The organism is Marinobacter sp. 3-2 (assembly GCF_003751355.1).
Taxonomy (GTDB): domain Bacteria; phylum Pseudomonadota; class Gammaproteobacteria; order Pseudomonadales; family Oleiphilaceae; genus Marinobacter; species Marinobacter adhaerens.
The window spans coordinates 49,684-65,511 of the sequence record NZ_RJUQ01000016.1; the positions used below are offsets into that span (position 1 = coordinate 49,684).

The following is a 15,828-nucleotide window of genomic DNA, read 5'->3' on the forward strand; positions in this document are numbered from 1 at the left end:
TTGTCGTTTATACGTGTCTGTCCACAAAAGGAGTTTCCCTAATGGCCCAAACTACCCGCATCGCTGTAACCCCGGGCGACGGCATAGGTCCTGAAGTGGTGGCCGAGGCTGTGCGCTGCCTCGAGACCCTGCGCGCCAAACACGGCCTGGACCTTGAGTGGACTCGATTCCCCTGGCCCTCCCATGCCTGGCATGAGGAGCATGGAGAGTCCATGCCGGCGGATGCCCTGGCGCAGTTACAGAAGTACGATGCCATTCTGCTGGGCGCCCTTGGCGATCCTGGCCCTATGGACGATCCGAACCGATACCTGCTCCCGGACAGCATCTCACTGGCGCCATTGCTGGACATGCGCAAAGGGTTCGACCAGTGGGTCTGCGAACGTCCGGCCCGGCTTCTGCCCGGTGCCCGCCAGTACCTGGCCGATGAGCGCGCCAAGGACATCGACATGCTGGTGATTCGGGAAAACTCCGAGGGTGAGTACGTCAGCCAGGGTGGACGTCTGCGCAAGGGCACGCCGGATGAAGTGGCCACCCAGATGGAGGTGTTCACACGCAAGGCAACCGACCGGATCATCCGCTATGGGTTTGAACAGGCCCGAAACCGCGCCGCGGACCGGGTTTCGGAGGGCCGCACACGGACATTCCGGACCCTGGATGGCAGAACCTGTGAAAGCCAGGTGTGCCTGGTCACCAAGCGCAATGCCTTGCGCTACTGGGGCGACATGTACACCGAAGCGTTCGACGAGATAAGCAAGGAATACCCGGACGTCGCCACGCATCATGAGCTGGTGGACGCGGCCTGCATGAAGTTCGTGCAAAGCCCCTGGGCCTTTGACGTGGTCGTCGCGAGCAACCTCCAGGGGGACATTCTGACCGACCTAGCTGCGGTTCTGTCAGGTGGCATGGGCGTGGCACCCTCCTGCAACCTGAACCCGACGGATCCGGATATGCCGTCTATGTTCGAACCTACCCATGGCAGCGCGCCGGATATTGCCGGCCAGGGCCTGGCTGACCCCACCGCCATGCTTTTTACCGCCGCCCGCATGCTCGAGTGGCTGGGCCGCAAGGACCCTGCCATTGCCGCAGCTGGCAAGGAGCTGTTCGATGCAGTGGCTGCAGACCTTGCCGAAAACTCAGGCAGCCGACGAGGCACCCACGAGATCGGCTCTGCGATCTGCGAGCGGCTGTCCCGATAGATCAGGGTTACTGGTCGGCCATGACAAATTCGAGCCGGCCAGGCGCTACCCGCACATCTACCGGCATCATCCCGAACATACGCTGGGCGAAGTCGGTTTCGTCCAGTCGGTACACCGGCATGGTCTCCAGCATCTGGGCAACCAACCGCATGACCGTATCGGTTACAGGCTTCAAATCCCCTTTGAAGAACGGAGAGTCAATACTGCTTTCAAGAAGCTGCAACCGCCGTATGAAGATGGCTTTCTCAGTGCTGTCGTAGACCGGCGCCCCTTCGACCTTCAAGGCAATGTCCACGGGCAGCTTCGCCATCAGAGCATTCAGTGCCACCTGACCTCTCACATCGATCACCGCCACATCGCGACCATCTGGCCCAAGGGTAATGTCGGCGTCGTCGAGACTCAGGCTCAATGGCGAACCACTATTCAGCTGGTTGCGGTCGAAGTCGCGAACCACATCCTGAAGGTGCCGTTCCAGCTCGCCTTCGGAGATGGAATAGGGCGACAGACTGGCGCAACCGCTGGCGAGCACCAGCAGCAGGGCCAGAAGCGCACGGAGGGCGTAAATCGGCGTTCTATTCATTTTCGGCCCGGGCCTCGACATGAGGCGTAAGAGTGTCGTCAAAAACCACGTGTATCAAGATGGGTCTGCAGCAGACCTGGCAATCCTCGACATACTCCTGTTCCGGTACCGACGGGTCGACGCTGACATCCAGCGTCTCCCAGCAGTACGGGCACTGAATCAGTACCGAATCCAGGGCGGACATGGCATCACCTCAGAACTGTTGCTTGGCCATCCAGGGGATGACGCGATCGAACGCCTCTTCCAGCTTCTCGCAGGTCGTGGAGAAACTGATGCGAACGGCGTTGGTGCATCCCTCGCCAAAGGCGTCACCGGGCACCATGCAGACGCCGGTTTCCTTCAGCATTCGCAAGGCCAGATCAGAGCCATCGACATGAGGTGGAAGGTCAGGGAAAGCAAAGAAGGCACCGCCAGGCTTGTAACCGGTCATGTAGGGGGTCTGATCGACCAGCTCGACCACCTTGTCCCGGCGCTCACGGTAGATATCTACCATATCGCGAACGCACTGCTGGTCACCGGTCAGTGCTGCGACGCCGGCAAACTGGGACGGCGTGTTAGCCACGGAGGTGGTGAACATGTGGAAGCGACGCAGAGACTTGATGGCCGCCTGACTGGCAATCACCCAGCCAACCCGCAGACCCGCCATGCTGTAGGTTTTTGAAAAGCTGCTGATGCACATGATGTTGTCCAGATCCATCGAGCAGTTCAGCACGCTGGCGAAGTCTTCGTCATCAAAGATCAGGTGGTCGTAGACTTCATCGGCATACACCTGAATTCCCCGATAGGCACATTCCTCCAGGATGGTCTCCACGGTGCTACGCGGGTAAACCGCCCCGGTCGGGTTGTTGGGGTTGTTCAGGATCAGCGCATAAGTCCTGGGCCCCATGGCCTTGATGACCTCATCCGGATCCAGCTGGTGGTTATTCTCTGCCCGGGTCTGCACAAACTTTACTTCACCACCGTTCATGCGAATCAGGGGCGCATAAAGCAAAAACGACGGATCCGTCACGATAAACTGCCGCCCGGGCGCAGAGGTGGCTGAAATAGCGAGATACATGGCTTCTGTAGCGCCACTGGTGATCAGGATATTGTCCCGGGTCAGTTTCCGGTTGTAGCGCTTGCCGTAGTAGTCGCGCAGGGCAACCAGCAATTCAGGCAGGCCGGCATCCATGGTATAGCCGGTCTGCCCCGCGTTGAGCGCATCGATGTAGGCATCGATGACGTGCTTTGGGGTCGGCAGATCCGGCTGACCGATGGAAAGATGAATAACATCCTTCATGGTGGCCGCCATATTCACCATGCGACGGATACCCGGCACCGGGATCGCCTGCATGGCAGGGTTCCAACTGGCCTTGGTTTTCCGGTACTTCACTCTACGCGGTTTTTCCTGACCAGTTTCTTTGTTGGCGGCTTCTGCCATAAACACCTCCTGCAAACGGGGCAAATAAGATCTACCCCTGCAGGTTAGTCAGTATGGATGGCCTCTACAAGACAAAAAATCATATAGATGATGTACGTGAAAGTACCGCCATCAACGCTGTGAGCGGAAATTCCGGTGCCTCGCAAGTTGACCCGACAGAGCCTGCCGACCAGACTGTTATTACCCCTCGGGGCAACGACCAGTTCAACGAAGTCATTCATCAAAAAGGCGGAGGCTCAATGACTCAGCACAGCAAACCTGTTGTTACCGTTCTCACCGCGCCGGGAGAGCAGGAACCGCCGGGAATGGACGCAGTCAGGGCCCGCGCCGATGTGCGCTTTGCCTGTGACGAGCCAACCCTTCGCGACACCCTGCCGGGCACCGATATCATGATGGTGACGGACTTTCGCACGGAGGCCCTCGCGGCCGCCTGGCACACCGCAGACAAGCTCCAATGGATTCACGCCACAAGTGCCGGCGTCGATGCCCTGATGTTCCCGGATCTGATCAGGGGCGATGTAACCGTCACCAACGCCCGGGGCATTTTCGACCGTACCATTGCCGAATACGTGCTGTGCACCATCCTCATGTTCGCCAAGGATTTCCCGAATTCCATCCGGCTGCAAATGAAGCACCAGTGGAAACATCGGGACACAGAGCGGGCAGAGGGCAAGCAGGTTCTGGTTGTTGGCGCAGGTTCGATCGGCCGGCAGATCGGCCGCCTGGTCGGTGCCGCCGGTTTAAAAGCGCACGGCATCGCCCGCAAGCCCAGGAAGGAAGACCCCGATTTTGTGGCAGTACATGGCAATGACGACCTCTACGAGCAGCTCGGGCATGCGGACTTCGTAGTGATTGCGGCGCCACTAACACCCCAGACCGAAGGCCTGTTTGACGAAAAAGCCTTCAAGGCCATGAAAAACTCTGCCCGTCTGATCAACATTGGACGTGGCCCTATCGTCAAAACCGATGACCTGATCACGGCCCTCGAAAATGGCGAAATTGCCGGCGCAGGACTCGATGTCTTCGAAGAGGAACCGCTGGCAGAAGATCATCCGCTCTGGGACATGGAGAATGTCACCATGACCGCCCATATGGCCGGCGACTTCATCGGCTGGAAACGTGCACTGACGGATCAGTTCCTGGAGAACTTCGACCGCTGGCACAAGGGTGACGAGCTGTTCAATTTGGTCGACAAGGAATTGGGTTACGCTGGCAGCAAATAACCGTGCCCGGCACTCATCCAAAAACAAAACGGGAGCCAAAAGGCTCCCGTTTTATATTCGAACCATCAAAACCAATCAGCTACCAGACAAGGACTGATCCGATGGATCAATCTCCATCTGCTGGATCGCAATCACCGCCTGAGTGCGGTTCCGCACCCCAAGCTTCCGGAACACCGCCGTGATATGGGCCTTGATGGTGGCTTCCGACACATCCAGATCATAGGCGATCTGTTTGTTCAGAAGCCCCTCGGCCAGCATACCCAGCACCCGGAACTGTTGAGGCGTCAGCGATGCCAGCTTCTCGGAAAAGTCGGTGGCATCTGAATGCATTCGCTCGATCTTGTCGGCCACTCCCTGCGGCAACCAGACGTCGCCTTCCAGAACCGCCTGAATCGCCTCGGTAATGGTTGGCAGCGGCGCCGACTTCGGTATGAAACCGGAAGCACCGTAGTCAATCGAGCGACGCATTACCTGCAATTCCTCGGATCCTGACACAACCACCACCGGCAGCCCCGGGTACTGGCCTCGCATGAAGACGAGCCCCGAGAAGCCGTGGGCACCCGGCATATTGAGATCCAGCAGAACCAGATCCGCATCCGGGTGCGACTCTACCGCCGCCTGCAGTGCCTTGATGCTGTCGACTTCCACCGTCTCGGCATCGGGCACCGCCTGACTGACCGCCTGCTTCAATGCTGCGCGAAACAGCGGGTGATCATCAGCGACGATAATTGTTTGTGCCATTCAACAGATTCCTTACGGGTACATGGCCTGGTAACACACAGGCGTTACTGGTTCGCACGACCGCTGATCAGGTCATCGACTACACCCGGATCTGCCAGCGTAGAGGTATCACCCAACTGGTCGTGCTCGTTTGCGGCAATCTTACGCAAAATACGCCGCATAATCTTGCCAGAACGCGTTTTAGGCAGTCCAGGTGCCCACTGGATCACATCTGGAGAGGCGATGGGGCCAATCTCCTTGCGCACCCACTGGACAAGCTCTTTCTTCAGCTCGTCAGAAGGTTCCTGTCCATGTACCAGGGTTACATAGACATAGATGCCCTGACCCTTGATGTCATGCGGATAGCCAACAACGGCAGCTTCTGCGACCTTCTCGTGGGAAACCAGGGCGCTTTCGACTTCAGCGGTACCCAGACGGTGACCTGACACGTTCAGAACATCGTCGACACGACCTGTGATCCAGTAGTAGCCGTCTTCATCGCGACGGGCGCCGTCACCGGTAAAGTACATGCCCTTGTAAGTGCTGAAATAGGTCTGAGCGAAACGCTCGTGATCCCCATAGATCGTCCGCATCTGGCCAGGCCAGCTGTCCAGGATGACGAGGTTACCCTCGGTCTTGCCCTCAAGGATGTTGCCGTCATTGTCTACCAGTGCCGGCTGAACACCGAAGAACGGTACCGTTGCTGAGCCGGGTTTCAGATCAATCGCGCCCGGCAGCGGGGAAATCAGGATGCCACCGGTTTCAGTCTGCCACCAGGTATCCACGATGGGGCACTTGCTGTTGCCGATAACCCGGTGGTACCACTCCCAGGCTTCGGGGTTGATCGGCTCGCCCACGGAGCCCAGCAGCTTCAGGCTTTCACGGGTAGTGCCGTTCATGCAGGACTCGCCTTCCGCCATCAGGGCGCGAATTGCGGTCGGAGCGGTGTACAGGATGTTGACCTTGTGCTTGTCGACAACCTGCCCCATACGAGAGCTGTCCGGATAGTTGGGCACACCCTCGAACAGAACGGTGATGGCACCGTTAGCCAGCGGGCCGTACAGAATATAGCTGTGACCTGTGACCCAGCCGAAATCGGCAGTACACCAGTACACGTCGCCATCATGATAATCGAACACGTACTCGTGGGTCATGGAGGCATAGACCATGTAGCCACCGGTGGTATGCAGAACGCCCTTGGGCGCACCAGTGGAACCCGAGGTATACAGCATGAACAGCGGATCTTCGGCGTTCATCGGCTCTGGCTGGCAGTCGGCAGAGGCGGACTTCATCAGGTCTTCGTAACGCTCGTCGCGGGCGTCATTCCAGGGCACTTCAGAATTGCCGGTCCGGGTAACAACCACCACCTTCTCGACATTGGCGGCATCTTCATTCTTCAGGGCCGCATCCACGTTCTTCTTCAGCGGAATCTTGCGGCCGCCACGAACGCCTTCGTCAGCGGTGACTACGAAGCGGGATTTGCCGTTCACAATCCGGGCACCAAGCGCTTCCGGAGAAAATCCGCCGAACACCACGGAGTGAATCGCGCCGATACGTGCGCAGGCCAGCATGGCGACGGCTGTCTCAACAATCATCGGCATGTAAATGGTAACAACATCGCCCTTCTTCACGCCCAGGCCTTTAAGGACGTTGGCGAACTTGCTGGTTTCCTCGTGCAGTTCGCGGTAGGTCACGTTGCGTGAATCGGCGGGATCATCGCCCTCAAAAATGATGGCTGTCTGGTCGCCGCGCTTTTCCAGATGACGGTCCAGGCAGTTGGCTGAGGCGTTCAACTGGCCATCTTCGAACCATTTGATGGACAGATTGTTGTAATCGTAGGTCGTGTTTTTCACCTTGGTGTAAGGCTTGATCCACTCAAGGCGCTTGCCGTGCTCACCCCAGAAGGTATCCGGGTCTTCGACTGACTGACGATACATTTCTTCATACTGTTCCCGGTTCAGAAGGGCCTGTTTGGCCACTTCCGGGCTTACCGGATATACCTGTTTACCAGTCATTGTGCTCCCCCTTTAGTCAGAGTCTGTTGTCATTGTCGGTTTTGGAATTCAGACGTTGAGGCCTCTCCGGCCCTTTAGACGGATAGTGGTAGTTCACCATGCTAGCCACTACACAATGAATTAGACTAACGTCCTAATCCGCCTGAACTTTTAGCCCAAAAAGGTCGGTAACCCGCAAGAAAACAACGGTAAATTGCGCCGAACGAGAAGCTTTTTAAAGGATAGTTGGATTGGAGCCGATGGCAAACCCTGGAAGGAAACGACCACGCATAAAAAAGCCCGGTCGTTGCGACCGGGCTCCTGGGTTCACGCTGCCTTTTTTCGGGCCTTGGCAGAGCGCAGGCTGTAAACCTTGCGCTCCTTGAGGGCGTATCGGTTCAGGCCTGCCAGGTGGATCTTGCGCAGATAGACCGACCAGTCAATCTGGCGGGCATCTACCGGGAACAGCACCTTGTCCAGCTCACCCATCCTCGATGCCAGGGCCAGCAGATCATCATTCCGGAAGATATAGTCTGGCGCGGTGTAGAAACCGAAAATGGTCGCCAGCGAGCGTGTCGTGTCCAGATTCCGGAGCACTTTCAACTCGCGATTCTGGCCCAGCATGCGCAGAACCTTCCCGGTAATGCTCAGTGGAATGCGCACCCCACCTACGACGGCATCGAAAAGTCTGCGATTGACTGCAATGAAGGGTTTGGTCGGCTGTCGGTAGAACAGCTGATCGTATTCGGCGAAGTTGGCTTTGGATTCCGCCATCAGGTGGTCAATAAACTGCCCAAGGGAAACCGGGTTGGAGCTGCCACTGCAACACTGGTAAATCCGGTGACGTGGCGAATCAGCAACGGCTTCAGCCGCCGCCAGGATGATGGCATTGGCCACCAGATCCACGGGAATAACATCGATGACCCCAGCGCGTTTGCCAGGGAAGAGCGTAACCTTCTCGCGGGCATACGCAAGGATAATGGCATCCGCCACCTTCACGCCTTCAATCCAGCCTGGCGCGGGTTCCTCGAGTGCACTTTCAATAATGGATGGGCGCACAATGGTCAGTGCCCGCCCGGACAGGGCCTTGAGCAGGAGTTGCTCACCGAGCCACTTGGTAAAGGTATAGGTATCACTCCAGCCATAATGGTTGGCTTCTCGGATGCCAAGGTCCACCAGCTTCTTTTCCAGTGCCTTGCCGGAGTAGCGGGAACGCACGTCCGCTATCTTGTCCTCCAGCAGCCGGACAAGTTCTTCGATTTCATAGTAACCTTCAGTGCTCCGGGGTATGGCCTCACCTCCCGGCTTGATCACGGTCTCCGTGATCTGTCCGGAATTCATGCCGTTTACATAGCAGGTGGAAACCTGCAGCACCGCCAGCGACTTGTTCTGTCGCGCAAGCTCGGCCACGTTGTCGAGACAACGGGTATTGATGGCAAGCGCTTTATCGAGCTCTTCCCGGAAGTTCACACTGGCTGCGGAGTTGACAACCACATCGATACCGCCAGCCAGCTTTCGGAAACGGTCAGCGGACAGACCAAACAAAGGCTCGGTCACCTCCCCGGTTACGCAATGCACACGATCTTCAATGAAGGTTTCGAAAGCCTCGTTGTCGTCCTGCCGCAGACGATCGAAGACTGACGACGTGGCGATCTCCTCAAAAAAACGATCCCGCGCATCGGGGTGACGTTTGTTTCCACGGATCAGCAGATGAATGCCGCCTATGTCCGGAACGGCGCGAATGAGCTTTTCCAGAACCACCTTGCCGAGAAAGCCCGTGGTGCCGGTAATCAGAACGTGCTTGCCCCGGAGCCGCTCAAGTACTTTTGATGATGCATCGGGATTCAGCTGCTGTGTTGCCATGGGAGAACTCCTTCTCATTTCAATTCGTTGTCGCCGCACACCCGCCAACCAGAGGAAAGTTTGCGAATCAGATTCGACAGATGTGCTGCATATTGCGGGCCACGATTCAGATTGATGCTCAATCCTTGCACAACTTCGGTGACAGAGCGGTGACACACAGCAAAGTTACGCTACAAAAAACGTAAAAAAAATGACGGAAAAAAGGGTGGGTATTTCTGCCTATCGGGAGCCGCCCTGGTCATTGCCGGAGAGAGATCGCAGAAGCTGATCCAGCGAGATATCTGCAGGCTGTTCCTTCAGTACGCGCACCAGGCGATCCTGCTCACCAAAGCTGATGCGATCGTAAAACGGCTCGCGGAGCAGGGATTGATGCGGCTCCGCAGGCTCCGCTTTACGTTCGAGGGGTGAAATCTGGTCCGCCAGCTCGCGAAGATGAATGGCCAGATGATTCTTTCGCTCGGGGCTGAGACTCTCCCACTGGAACGACCCGAGACCGGTTTGCACAATCTCGACGGCATCACTGTCCAGCGTGCTCCCCAGCAGTGCAAAAAGACGGGTAAATGCTTCATAACGCAGCATGGGATCGATCGGCCCTGCATTGAAAACAGACTCAATCTCGCCTACGGCCTGCAGGCACCGATCTTTCAGGGTATGAGCCTCACTTTCGGTTTCAGGCTCCGGCTTGGTCACTGTTTTGAGCGGGCTCTCGGATCCTCGTTTGGACACCTTATGCCAGTAGGCTGCAATGCCAGCCTTTCGTCTCGGCAACTGGGACAGCCGCACATCAAGCATATCTGCGAGGGTATGAAACTGGCGGCAGGAAGGGTCTGAAACAGGCAGAAGCGCGACCGGCTTCTGGTTGAGAACCGACTGCCGAAGGGTCTCGTCCCGCCAGATCCCACCCATATAGTGGAGCGAGATTCCCAGGTGGCGCTGGGCAGCGGCGTCCAGGCGCTGGAACACGGATCGTGCCTGACTGGCGCCCTGGGCCATATTCACCAGAATGCTCGGAACCCGGTTATAGCCCCTGCGCCGGAGAACCTTGATCAGGGAAAAGGCGTCGGTCAGGGACGCGGGGTCCGGGGTCACAACCATGCAGGCCAGCTCTGTCGCGGCAATCATATGCAGCCCGGCAGCCTGCAGCCCGGCAGCCGTGTCGGTAATGACGTAATCGTAGCGGTTTTCCAGGTTATACAGTGCCCGGAGTATGCGAAGGCTCTCCGTTGGCCCCATATCCATGCATTCCTGCACGCCGGAGGCCCCCGGAACAATATGCAGGCCGTAGTCGGTCTCCAGGATGATATCCTCAAGACGGCACTCTCCGGCCATCACATTGGCAAGGGTTTTTCTCGGATAAAGGCCAACCATGATGCTGACGTTGGCCAGATCGGTGTCGCCATCCAGCAACAGAACGCGGTTATCCTGCCTTGCGAGGGTGAGCGCAAGATTCAGGGCGACCGAGGTCTTGCCCACCCCACCCTTGCCACCCGTTATGGCGATGGTGCGAGGTTGGTTCGGATTGTGCTTGACAGGTTCTCTGGCGTTCATCACCGGCAATCTAGGTCCCTGATTTTTCGGTTTTCTGTATTTTAACCTGTAAAAATTCTACACATATCACGAATCAGATAATATATTGCTTAAAAAAAGAGCAATAAGTATTTAATAACGACGGATTATTGTCTAAGCTCTTTTCGGACAATAAGAATGAACGCTCCGTCAGTTACTGACTTGTTTCGCAGCACGGCAGGTAAGCCCATGCACATTGCGCCTGATTTACAGCTACCGAGTCTCCCGGAAGTCACCTTGCGGGCGCTCGATGCTTGTCATCAGGACGAGAGCTACCGAAAAATCAGCGAAATTGTCTCTGCCGATACCGCGCTGGTAGCTCGTATTCTAGCGCTGGCCAATTCCGCACTTTATGGCCCATCTACTCCGATCCGCTCCGTTGACCAGGCACTCCTGAGACTCGGCACCCGACGTTTTCACACGCTGGTGCTGACCGCAGCCCTCCGCCAACTGCTTTTCGAACTGGGCGGTGACGAATGGCAACAACTCAGAGACTTCTGGCGACACTCGCTGACCACCGCGTTGACCGCCCGGGCCCTGGCAACGCTGACCCGTTATCCGGAGCCTGACGAAGCCTTTATGTTGGGCATGCTTCACAACATTGGCGAGCTGATCGCTATTAAAACGCCAGCCACCGAGGCGAAGCAACACTATCTTGATCATCAGTCCGACATCGCTGCGGAACTCGTTGCCTCCTGGGGGCTGGGGCCAATGGCCGCCGATGCCATGCGCTACCAGCAGGCACTACCCTCGGAGCTACGGGATGCCGGACATCTGGTGAAGCTGATCAGCCTGGCCACCCGACTGGCACTCTCCGATGCCGCCGGCATTGCAGCGGCAGGCACGGTATTCGGGCTGAACGAGGAACTGACCCGGGAGATAAATCGCCGCATCGGCCACGAAGTCTCGGGTATGGCTGCATCGCTGGGGATTCCTCTGGAAGAGAATTACTGCGGCGAGAGCGCCTCGCGACAGCTGAAACAGACAATTCTGCGCCAGGCCATGGCAAACCAGGCGATCAACCTTGCCGATCTGACCGGAGAAACCGAGGACATTCTCGCCGAGACGGTCAACAGCCTCACGCTGATCACCGGCTTGCCGGCGCTGTGCTTTGGGCACACAGGCGAAAACCTTGTGCTCCTGTCCGGGACCATTGGCGACATCCCTGACCTGGCGGTCACCGCCAAGCCCGGCGGCAGCGTCCTTACGGAAGCCTTTATTTCTGGCCTGCCAGTCAGCCTTGGTGATCGATCCCCGACAGTACTCGACCGACAGTTGCTGTCACTGCTCCATACGCCCTCCATACTTGCAGTACCGGTTAACAATGGCGGGGACTGCCCTGGTGTCTTCGCCCTGGGCACAGACAACGAGCATCTGCCAACAACCCTGGAACTGGCCGATATCTTCACGGCTCAGTTGGCATCGGTACTGGCAGACCGGGTGCCGGCCCAAACCGGTGCCGAAGCCAGTACAGAGAGCCTGGATCAGGAGATCGCCCGCGACCGGCTGCGTAAACAGGTTCACGAAGTCAGCAACCCACTGACCATAATCCGACAGTATATTTACCAGCTGCGAGGCAGGCTTGAAGATGCGGGTGTCCAGCAGGAGCTGGACGTAATCCGGGATGAGCTGGATCGGGCGGGCAATCTTTTACTGCAAATGAGCCATACTGACACCGTGGATCAGGGCGATGACGGGGTTGAGCTAAATGCCGAACTGGAAAGTCTGGCTCGTATCCTTGAAGATAGTCTGTTCAGCTCAGATAGCCGCAGCCTTCGGTTATCGCTTTGCAGCGAGCCAACGCGGGTTGCGGCTGGCCCCACAAGGATTCGGCAGATTGTGATCAATCTGGTTCGAAATGCGGCGGAGAGCCTGGCGGATGATGGCGGCACGGTTGAAATACGGACGTCTTCGCCAGTGTGGCAGAACCACCGAACCTGGGTTGAGTTGGAAATCTCGGACACAGGCAGAGGAATACCCGGTGAGGTCAGGGACGCCCTGTTTTCACCGGTGAAAACCACAAAGGGAGAGGGCCACAGCGGTTTGGGCCTGAGCATTGTGAAACAGCTCGTTGATGACATGGAGGGCATCATTGCTTGTCGCACGGGGCAGGAAGGGACCACCTTCAGGATTCTGCTGCCAGCGGCCAGCCACAAAAAGAATGAGACCGACTGACGCAGAAACAACGGACACAGACCGATGGCACCTGAACATACTGATCAGCCTTTCAGTCACGGGTTAACGGCACGGATACTGGTAGCAGATGACGAACCCCGCCTGCTCAATACACTGGCTTCGCTGCTGCGTAGCCGGGGTTATGACGTTGCGGAAGCTCACGGGGGCCGAAAAGCCTGCGAGCTAATCGACCAGCAAACCTTCGACCTGGCCTTGCTGGATCTCCGGATGCCCGAGGTCACAGGTTTCGACGTTATGGCACACCTTGCCATCGGGCAGCCGGATTGCGGCGTGATCGTGGTCAGCGGCGAAAGTTCGTTCAGTGCTGTGAGCCGCGCACTGCGGCGGGGCGCCCTGGACTACATCCGTAAACCCTTTGATCCTGAGGAACTGCTGGCCACCGTTGAGAGCGTGATCGGAAAAAAGTCACTCCTCGAAGCCCACGAGCATATCCAGATGCGGCTGGAGAAATCCGAGGCGCTGCATCGTTACATCGTTAACAGCTCTCCTGACATCGTGTTCATGCTTGATCAGGACGGTCACTTTTGCTTCGTGAACAGCAAGGTAGAAAGCCTGCTCGGATATAAGCCAGCGGAACTTTGCGGCCAGCATTTCCGCCACATTCTCGACGACCGGGACGTGACCCGCGGGACGCTGGCCCTGAAGGGACCAAACATCACTGCAGATAACCCTCGAACCCTGGAAGTCCGCCTTAAAACCCGTGGCAGCCGGCGAGCAACCCGTCATTTCGAGATAACCGCTTTTCCCATCGATCCGCAAACCTGGCCGCACTCCGGTAACACGCAAGGAGGCGGCAGTGGCAACGGCGCCACCTATTATGGGACCGCTCGTGACGTTACCGAGAGGAAGGAAGCCGAGGCCTTCATCAATTTCCAGGCCTACCATGACCTTTTAACGCGATTGCCGAACCGTGCACTTTTCAAGGACCGACTTGAGCTGGCGATCACCCACGCCAACCGTGGTGGCCAGAAGCTGGCGGTTATGTTTCTGGACCTTGACCGTTTCAAGGTCATCAACGATACCCTCGGCCACGCGATGGGAGATCGGTTGTTGCAGGCAGTGACCCACCGGCTCGAGAAATGCCTGCGCAAGGGCGACACCCTTTCCCGATTCGGTGGCGACGAATTTACCCTGCTCCTGCCCTCCATCCACAATCACGAAGACGCCAGACAGATCGCCAAGAAGCTGATTGATGCCCTGCGGGCACCTTTTCAACTGGGGGATCACGAAGTCTTTGTGGGTGTCAGTATCGGCATCGCAATCTTCCCCGAGGCCGGCGAGACCATGGATCAGCTGATCCAGAACGCCGACATTGCCATGTACCACGTCAAAGGCAAGGGCAAGGACGGTTACCGCTTCTATTCCGACAGCATGAGTATCGATACGGCCAACAGGCTGAACCTCGAGCGGGATCTGCGTCAGGCCCTTGAACGGGACGAGTTGCGAGTGTTCTATCAGCCCCAGGTGTGCTCAACAACCAACCGGGTCGTGGGTCTTGAGGCCCTGGTTCGCTGGCAGCACCCGGAGCGGGGACTGCTTTACCCGAGAGACTTCCTGCCCCTGGCGGAGGAAACCAAATTGATAGGCCAGCTCAGTGAGCGTGTTCTCGACCAGGCCTGCCAGGATGTCGGCCGCTGGATCCAGGAGGGCCACACCCACCTCCGGTTGGCCGTCAACCTGTCCCCCATACAGGTTGAGCATCCGCGGTTTGTAGAAACCCTGATGCAGCAGGTAAAGGCCCACAACTTCCCGGCCGGCAACCTGGAAATCGAAATCACTGAAAACGTGATCATGAACGATCTGGAACAGATCTCCCAGAAGCTCCGTGAACTGGCAGCTCTGGGTGTCCGGATCGCGATCGACGATTTCGGCACAGGCTATTCGTCACTGAATTACCTGCATCGCCTACCCATTCACACCCTCAAAGTCGACCAGTCTTTCGTGAAAGCCATCCGCAGTGGCGACGACGGTGCATGCATCGTAAACGCCATTGTCGCCATGGCCCACGGACTCAAGCTGGAGATCGTTGCAGAGGGCGTGGAAACCGACGAGCAACTGGATTATCTGCGGAGCCTGGGTTGCCACCAGGTCCAGGGTTTCTTCTACGGCCCTGCCAGGCCCGCCGCCGAGATTTCCAGAACTCTCGGATCCACCAGAGCCAAAGCTGCCTCATTCTGACATACGATTATCGATTGTCAGACACTCCGATATAAAAGCGCGATAGGGTTTGCAAAGTATTGCAGTACGTTACTTTGTGTATCCTGAAATGCGCATTACTGCACATATTTCTCCCACCCTGTTCTCTAAGCTCGAATCCATAGGCGCTGATTACCGGAATGTCCGACATTCTCGGACCAATAACGACAAAAACGGTGACAGCATCCAAGGAACAAGAACAGGCAGCAGTCATCATGCGCGACAAGTACAAATACATCGGTCCCGTCTACGATTTTCTCAGCAATCTCTATAGCGGCAAGAATATTCACCGCTGCAAAACCGCCATGCTGGATGTGGAAACCGTCCGGCCCGGAGACAGGATTCTGTTTGCCGGAGTTGGCCATGGCCGGGACGCCATTCGGGCGGCCGAGCTGGGTGCAGACGTGACCGTGGTGGATTTGTCCGAAACCATGCTGCGGAAGTTTGCCGAAGCTCAGGAAAAAGAGGCGCCACACCTCACGATCCGACGCATTCACAACGACATCATGAAAGTGGATGAGTGCGAGCAGTACGACATGGTCGTGGCCAATTTCTTCCTGAACGTGTTCGATGAAGACATGATGGTCCGGGTCCTCGAACATCTGATACGGCTGGGCAAAGCCGACGCCCGGGTCGTTGTTGGTGACTTTTCCTACCCCACTGGCAACCTGCTTTCCAGAATGTTCAAGAAGCTTTACTGGTACATGGCCGTCTTCATTTTCTGGCTGTTCGCCAACAATGCCTTCCACAAAATCTACAACTATCCCGAGCACATGCAGCGGCTGGGCCTTCAGGTCACGGACAAGAAGCACTTCAAGCTTCTGAACATGAACTGCTACTGGTCCATTCTCGGACGCAAGCAGGCCTGAGCACT

General features: G+C 57.2%; 12 protein-coding genes. 5 read left to right on the plus strand and 7 right to left on the minus strand.

Annotated elements, in window-relative coordinates; all coding sequences use genetic code 11:
- The first annotated feature begins 41 nt into the window (after positions 1-41).
- On the plus strand, positions 42-1,196 hold the full coding sequence (locus EDB94_RS15690; RefSeq protein WP_108018821.1) for an isocitrate/isopropylmalate dehydrogenase family protein: 1,155 nt from the start codon (positions 42-44) through the stop codon (positions 1,194-1,196).
- 7 nt (positions 1,197-1,203) lie between these two features.
- Here the strand turns inward: EDB94_RS15690 and EDB94_RS15695 are convergent, their stop codons facing one another.
- Genes EDB94_RS15695 through EDB94_RS15705 form a run of 3 tightly spaced genes read right to left on the minus strand, consistent with a single transcriptional unit; the run spans position 1,204 to position 3,196 of the window.
- Complete coding sequence (locus EDB94_RS15695; RefSeq protein ID WP_014576308.1) at positions 1,204-1,776, minus strand: DUF1439 domain-containing protein; 573 nt, start codon at positions 1,774-1,776, stop codon at positions 1,204-1,206.
- On the minus strand, positions 1,769-1,960 hold the full coding sequence (locus tag EDB94_RS15700) for a CPXCG motif-containing cysteine-rich protein (protein ID WP_008176119.1): 192 nt from the start codon (positions 1,958-1,960) through the stop codon (positions 1,769-1,771). The genes EDB94_RS15695 and EDB94_RS15700 overlap by 8 nt, the downstream gene beginning before the upstream one ends.
- Positions 1,961-1,969: 9 nt before the next feature.
- Positions 1,970-3,196: a pyridoxal phosphate-dependent aminotransferase gene (locus EDB94_RS15705; RefSeq protein ID WP_008176120.1), complete on the minus strand. Its 1,227-nt coding sequence runs from the start codon at positions 3,194-3,196 to the stop codon at positions 1,970-1,972.
- A gap of 239 nt (positions 3,197-3,435) precedes the next feature.
- On the opposite strand from EDB94_RS15705, the gene EDB94_RS15710 reads away from it, so the two are divergent.
- The gene (locus tag EDB94_RS15710) at positions 3,436-4,419 is read left to right on the plus strand and encodes a D-2-hydroxyacid dehydrogenase (protein WP_169702130.1); all 984 of its coding nucleotides are present in this window, start codon (positions 3,436-3,438) and stop codon (positions 4,417-4,419) included.
- A gap of 75 nt (positions 4,420-4,494) precedes the next feature.
- Here EDB94_RS15710 and EDB94_RS15715 read toward each other — a convergent pair whose 3' ends face one another.
- From EDB94_RS15715 to EDB94_RS15730, 4 genes are all read right to left on the minus strand, one after another.
- Positions 4,495-5,160, minus strand: a complete 666-nt coding sequence (locus EDB94_RS15715) for a response regulator transcription factor (protein ID WP_008176124.1) — start codon at positions 5,158-5,160, stop codon at positions 4,495-4,497.
- Between the two features lie 44 nt (positions 5,161-5,204).
- Positions 5,205-7,154 carry an acetate--CoA ligase gene (gene acs, locus EDB94_RS15720; protein ID WP_108018820.1) on the minus strand — a complete coding sequence of 650 codons (1,950 nt, stop codon included), beginning with the start codon at positions 7,152-7,154 and terminating at the stop codon, positions 5,205-5,207.
- Between the two features lie 306 nt (positions 7,155-7,460).
- Positions 7,461-8,996: a fatty acyl-CoA reductase gene (locus tag EDB94_RS15725; RefSeq protein WP_108018819.1), complete on the minus strand. Its 1,536-nt coding sequence runs from the start codon at positions 8,994-8,996 to the stop codon at positions 7,461-7,463.
- Positions 8,997-9,215: 219 nt separating this feature from the next.
- Complete coding sequence (locus EDB94_RS15730; RefSeq protein ID WP_108018818.1) at positions 9,216-10,544, minus strand: AAA family ATPase; 1,329 nt, start codon at positions 10,542-10,544, stop codon at positions 9,216-9,218.
- A gap of 207 nt (positions 10,545-10,751) precedes the next feature.
- On the opposite strand from EDB94_RS15730, the gene EDB94_RS15735 reads away from it, so the two are divergent.
- The 3 genes from EDB94_RS15735 (at position 10,752) to EDB94_RS15745 (ending at position 15,823) form a co-directional block, all read left to right on the plus strand.
- Complete coding sequence (locus EDB94_RS15735; RefSeq protein ID WP_108018817.1) at positions 10,752-12,737, plus strand: HDOD domain-containing protein; 1,986 nt, start codon at positions 10,752-10,754, stop codon at positions 12,735-12,737.
- Positions 12,738-12,761: 24 nt separating this feature from the next.
- Entirely contained in the window at positions 12,762-14,936 is a 2,175-nt protein-coding gene (locus EDB94_RS15740) for an EAL domain-containing protein (RefSeq protein WP_014576301.1), read from the plus strand.
- A 233-nt stretch (positions 14,937-15,169) separates the two neighbouring features.
- A complete protein-coding gene (locus EDB94_RS15745) occupies positions 15,170-15,823 on the plus strand; it encodes a class I SAM-dependent methyltransferase (protein WP_108018816.1) in 654 nt (217 codons plus the stop codon).
- Positions 15,824-15,828 lie beyond the last annotated feature (5 nt).

Bases quoted from the DNA above. Each gene is read 5' to 3' on its own strand.
- EDB94_RS15690 (WP_108018821.1), top strand. From the start codon at position 42: ATGGCCCAAACTACCCGCATCGCTGTAACCCCGGGCGACGGCATAGGT.
- EDB94_RS15695 (WP_014576308.1), bottom strand. From the start codon at position 1,776: ATGAATAGAACGCCGATTTACGCCCTCCGTGCGCTTCTGGCCCTGCTG.
- EDB94_RS15700 (WP_008176119.1), bottom strand. From the start codon at position 1,960: ATGTCCGCCCTGGATTCGGTACTGATTCAGTGCCCGTACTGCTGGGAG.
- EDB94_RS15705 (WP_008176120.1), bottom strand. From the start codon at position 3,196: ATGGCAGAAGCCGCCAACAAAGAAACTGGTCAGGAAAAACCGCGTAGA.
- EDB94_RS15710 (WP_169702130.1), top strand. From the start codon at position 3,436: ATGACTCAGCACAGCAAACCTGTTGTTACCGTTCTCACCGCGCCGGGA.
- EDB94_RS15715 (WP_008176124.1), bottom strand. From the start codon at position 5,160: ATGGCACAAACAATTATCGTCGCTGATGATCACCCGCTGTTTCGCGCA.
- acs (WP_108018820.1), bottom strand. From the start codon at position 7,154: ATGACTGGTAAACAGGTATATCCGGTAAGCCCGGAAGTGGCCAAACAG.
- EDB94_RS15725 (WP_108018819.1), bottom strand. From the start codon at position 8,996: ATGGCAACACAGCAGCTGAATCCCGATGCATCATCAAAAGTACTTGAG.
- EDB94_RS15730 (WP_108018818.1), bottom strand. From the start codon at position 10,544: ATGAACGCCAGAGAACCTGTCAAGCACAATCCGAACCAACCTCGCACC.
- EDB94_RS15735 (WP_108018817.1), top strand. From the start codon at position 10,752: ATGCACATTGCGCCTGATTTACAGCTACCGAGTCTCCCGGAAGTCACC.
- EDB94_RS15740 (WP_014576301.1), top strand. From the start codon at position 12,762: ATGGCACCTGAACATACTGATCAGCCTTTCAGTCACGGGTTAACGGCA.
- EDB94_RS15745 (WP_108018816.1), top strand. From the start codon at position 15,170: ATGCGCGACAAGTACAAATACATCGGTCCCGTCTACGATTTTCTCAGC.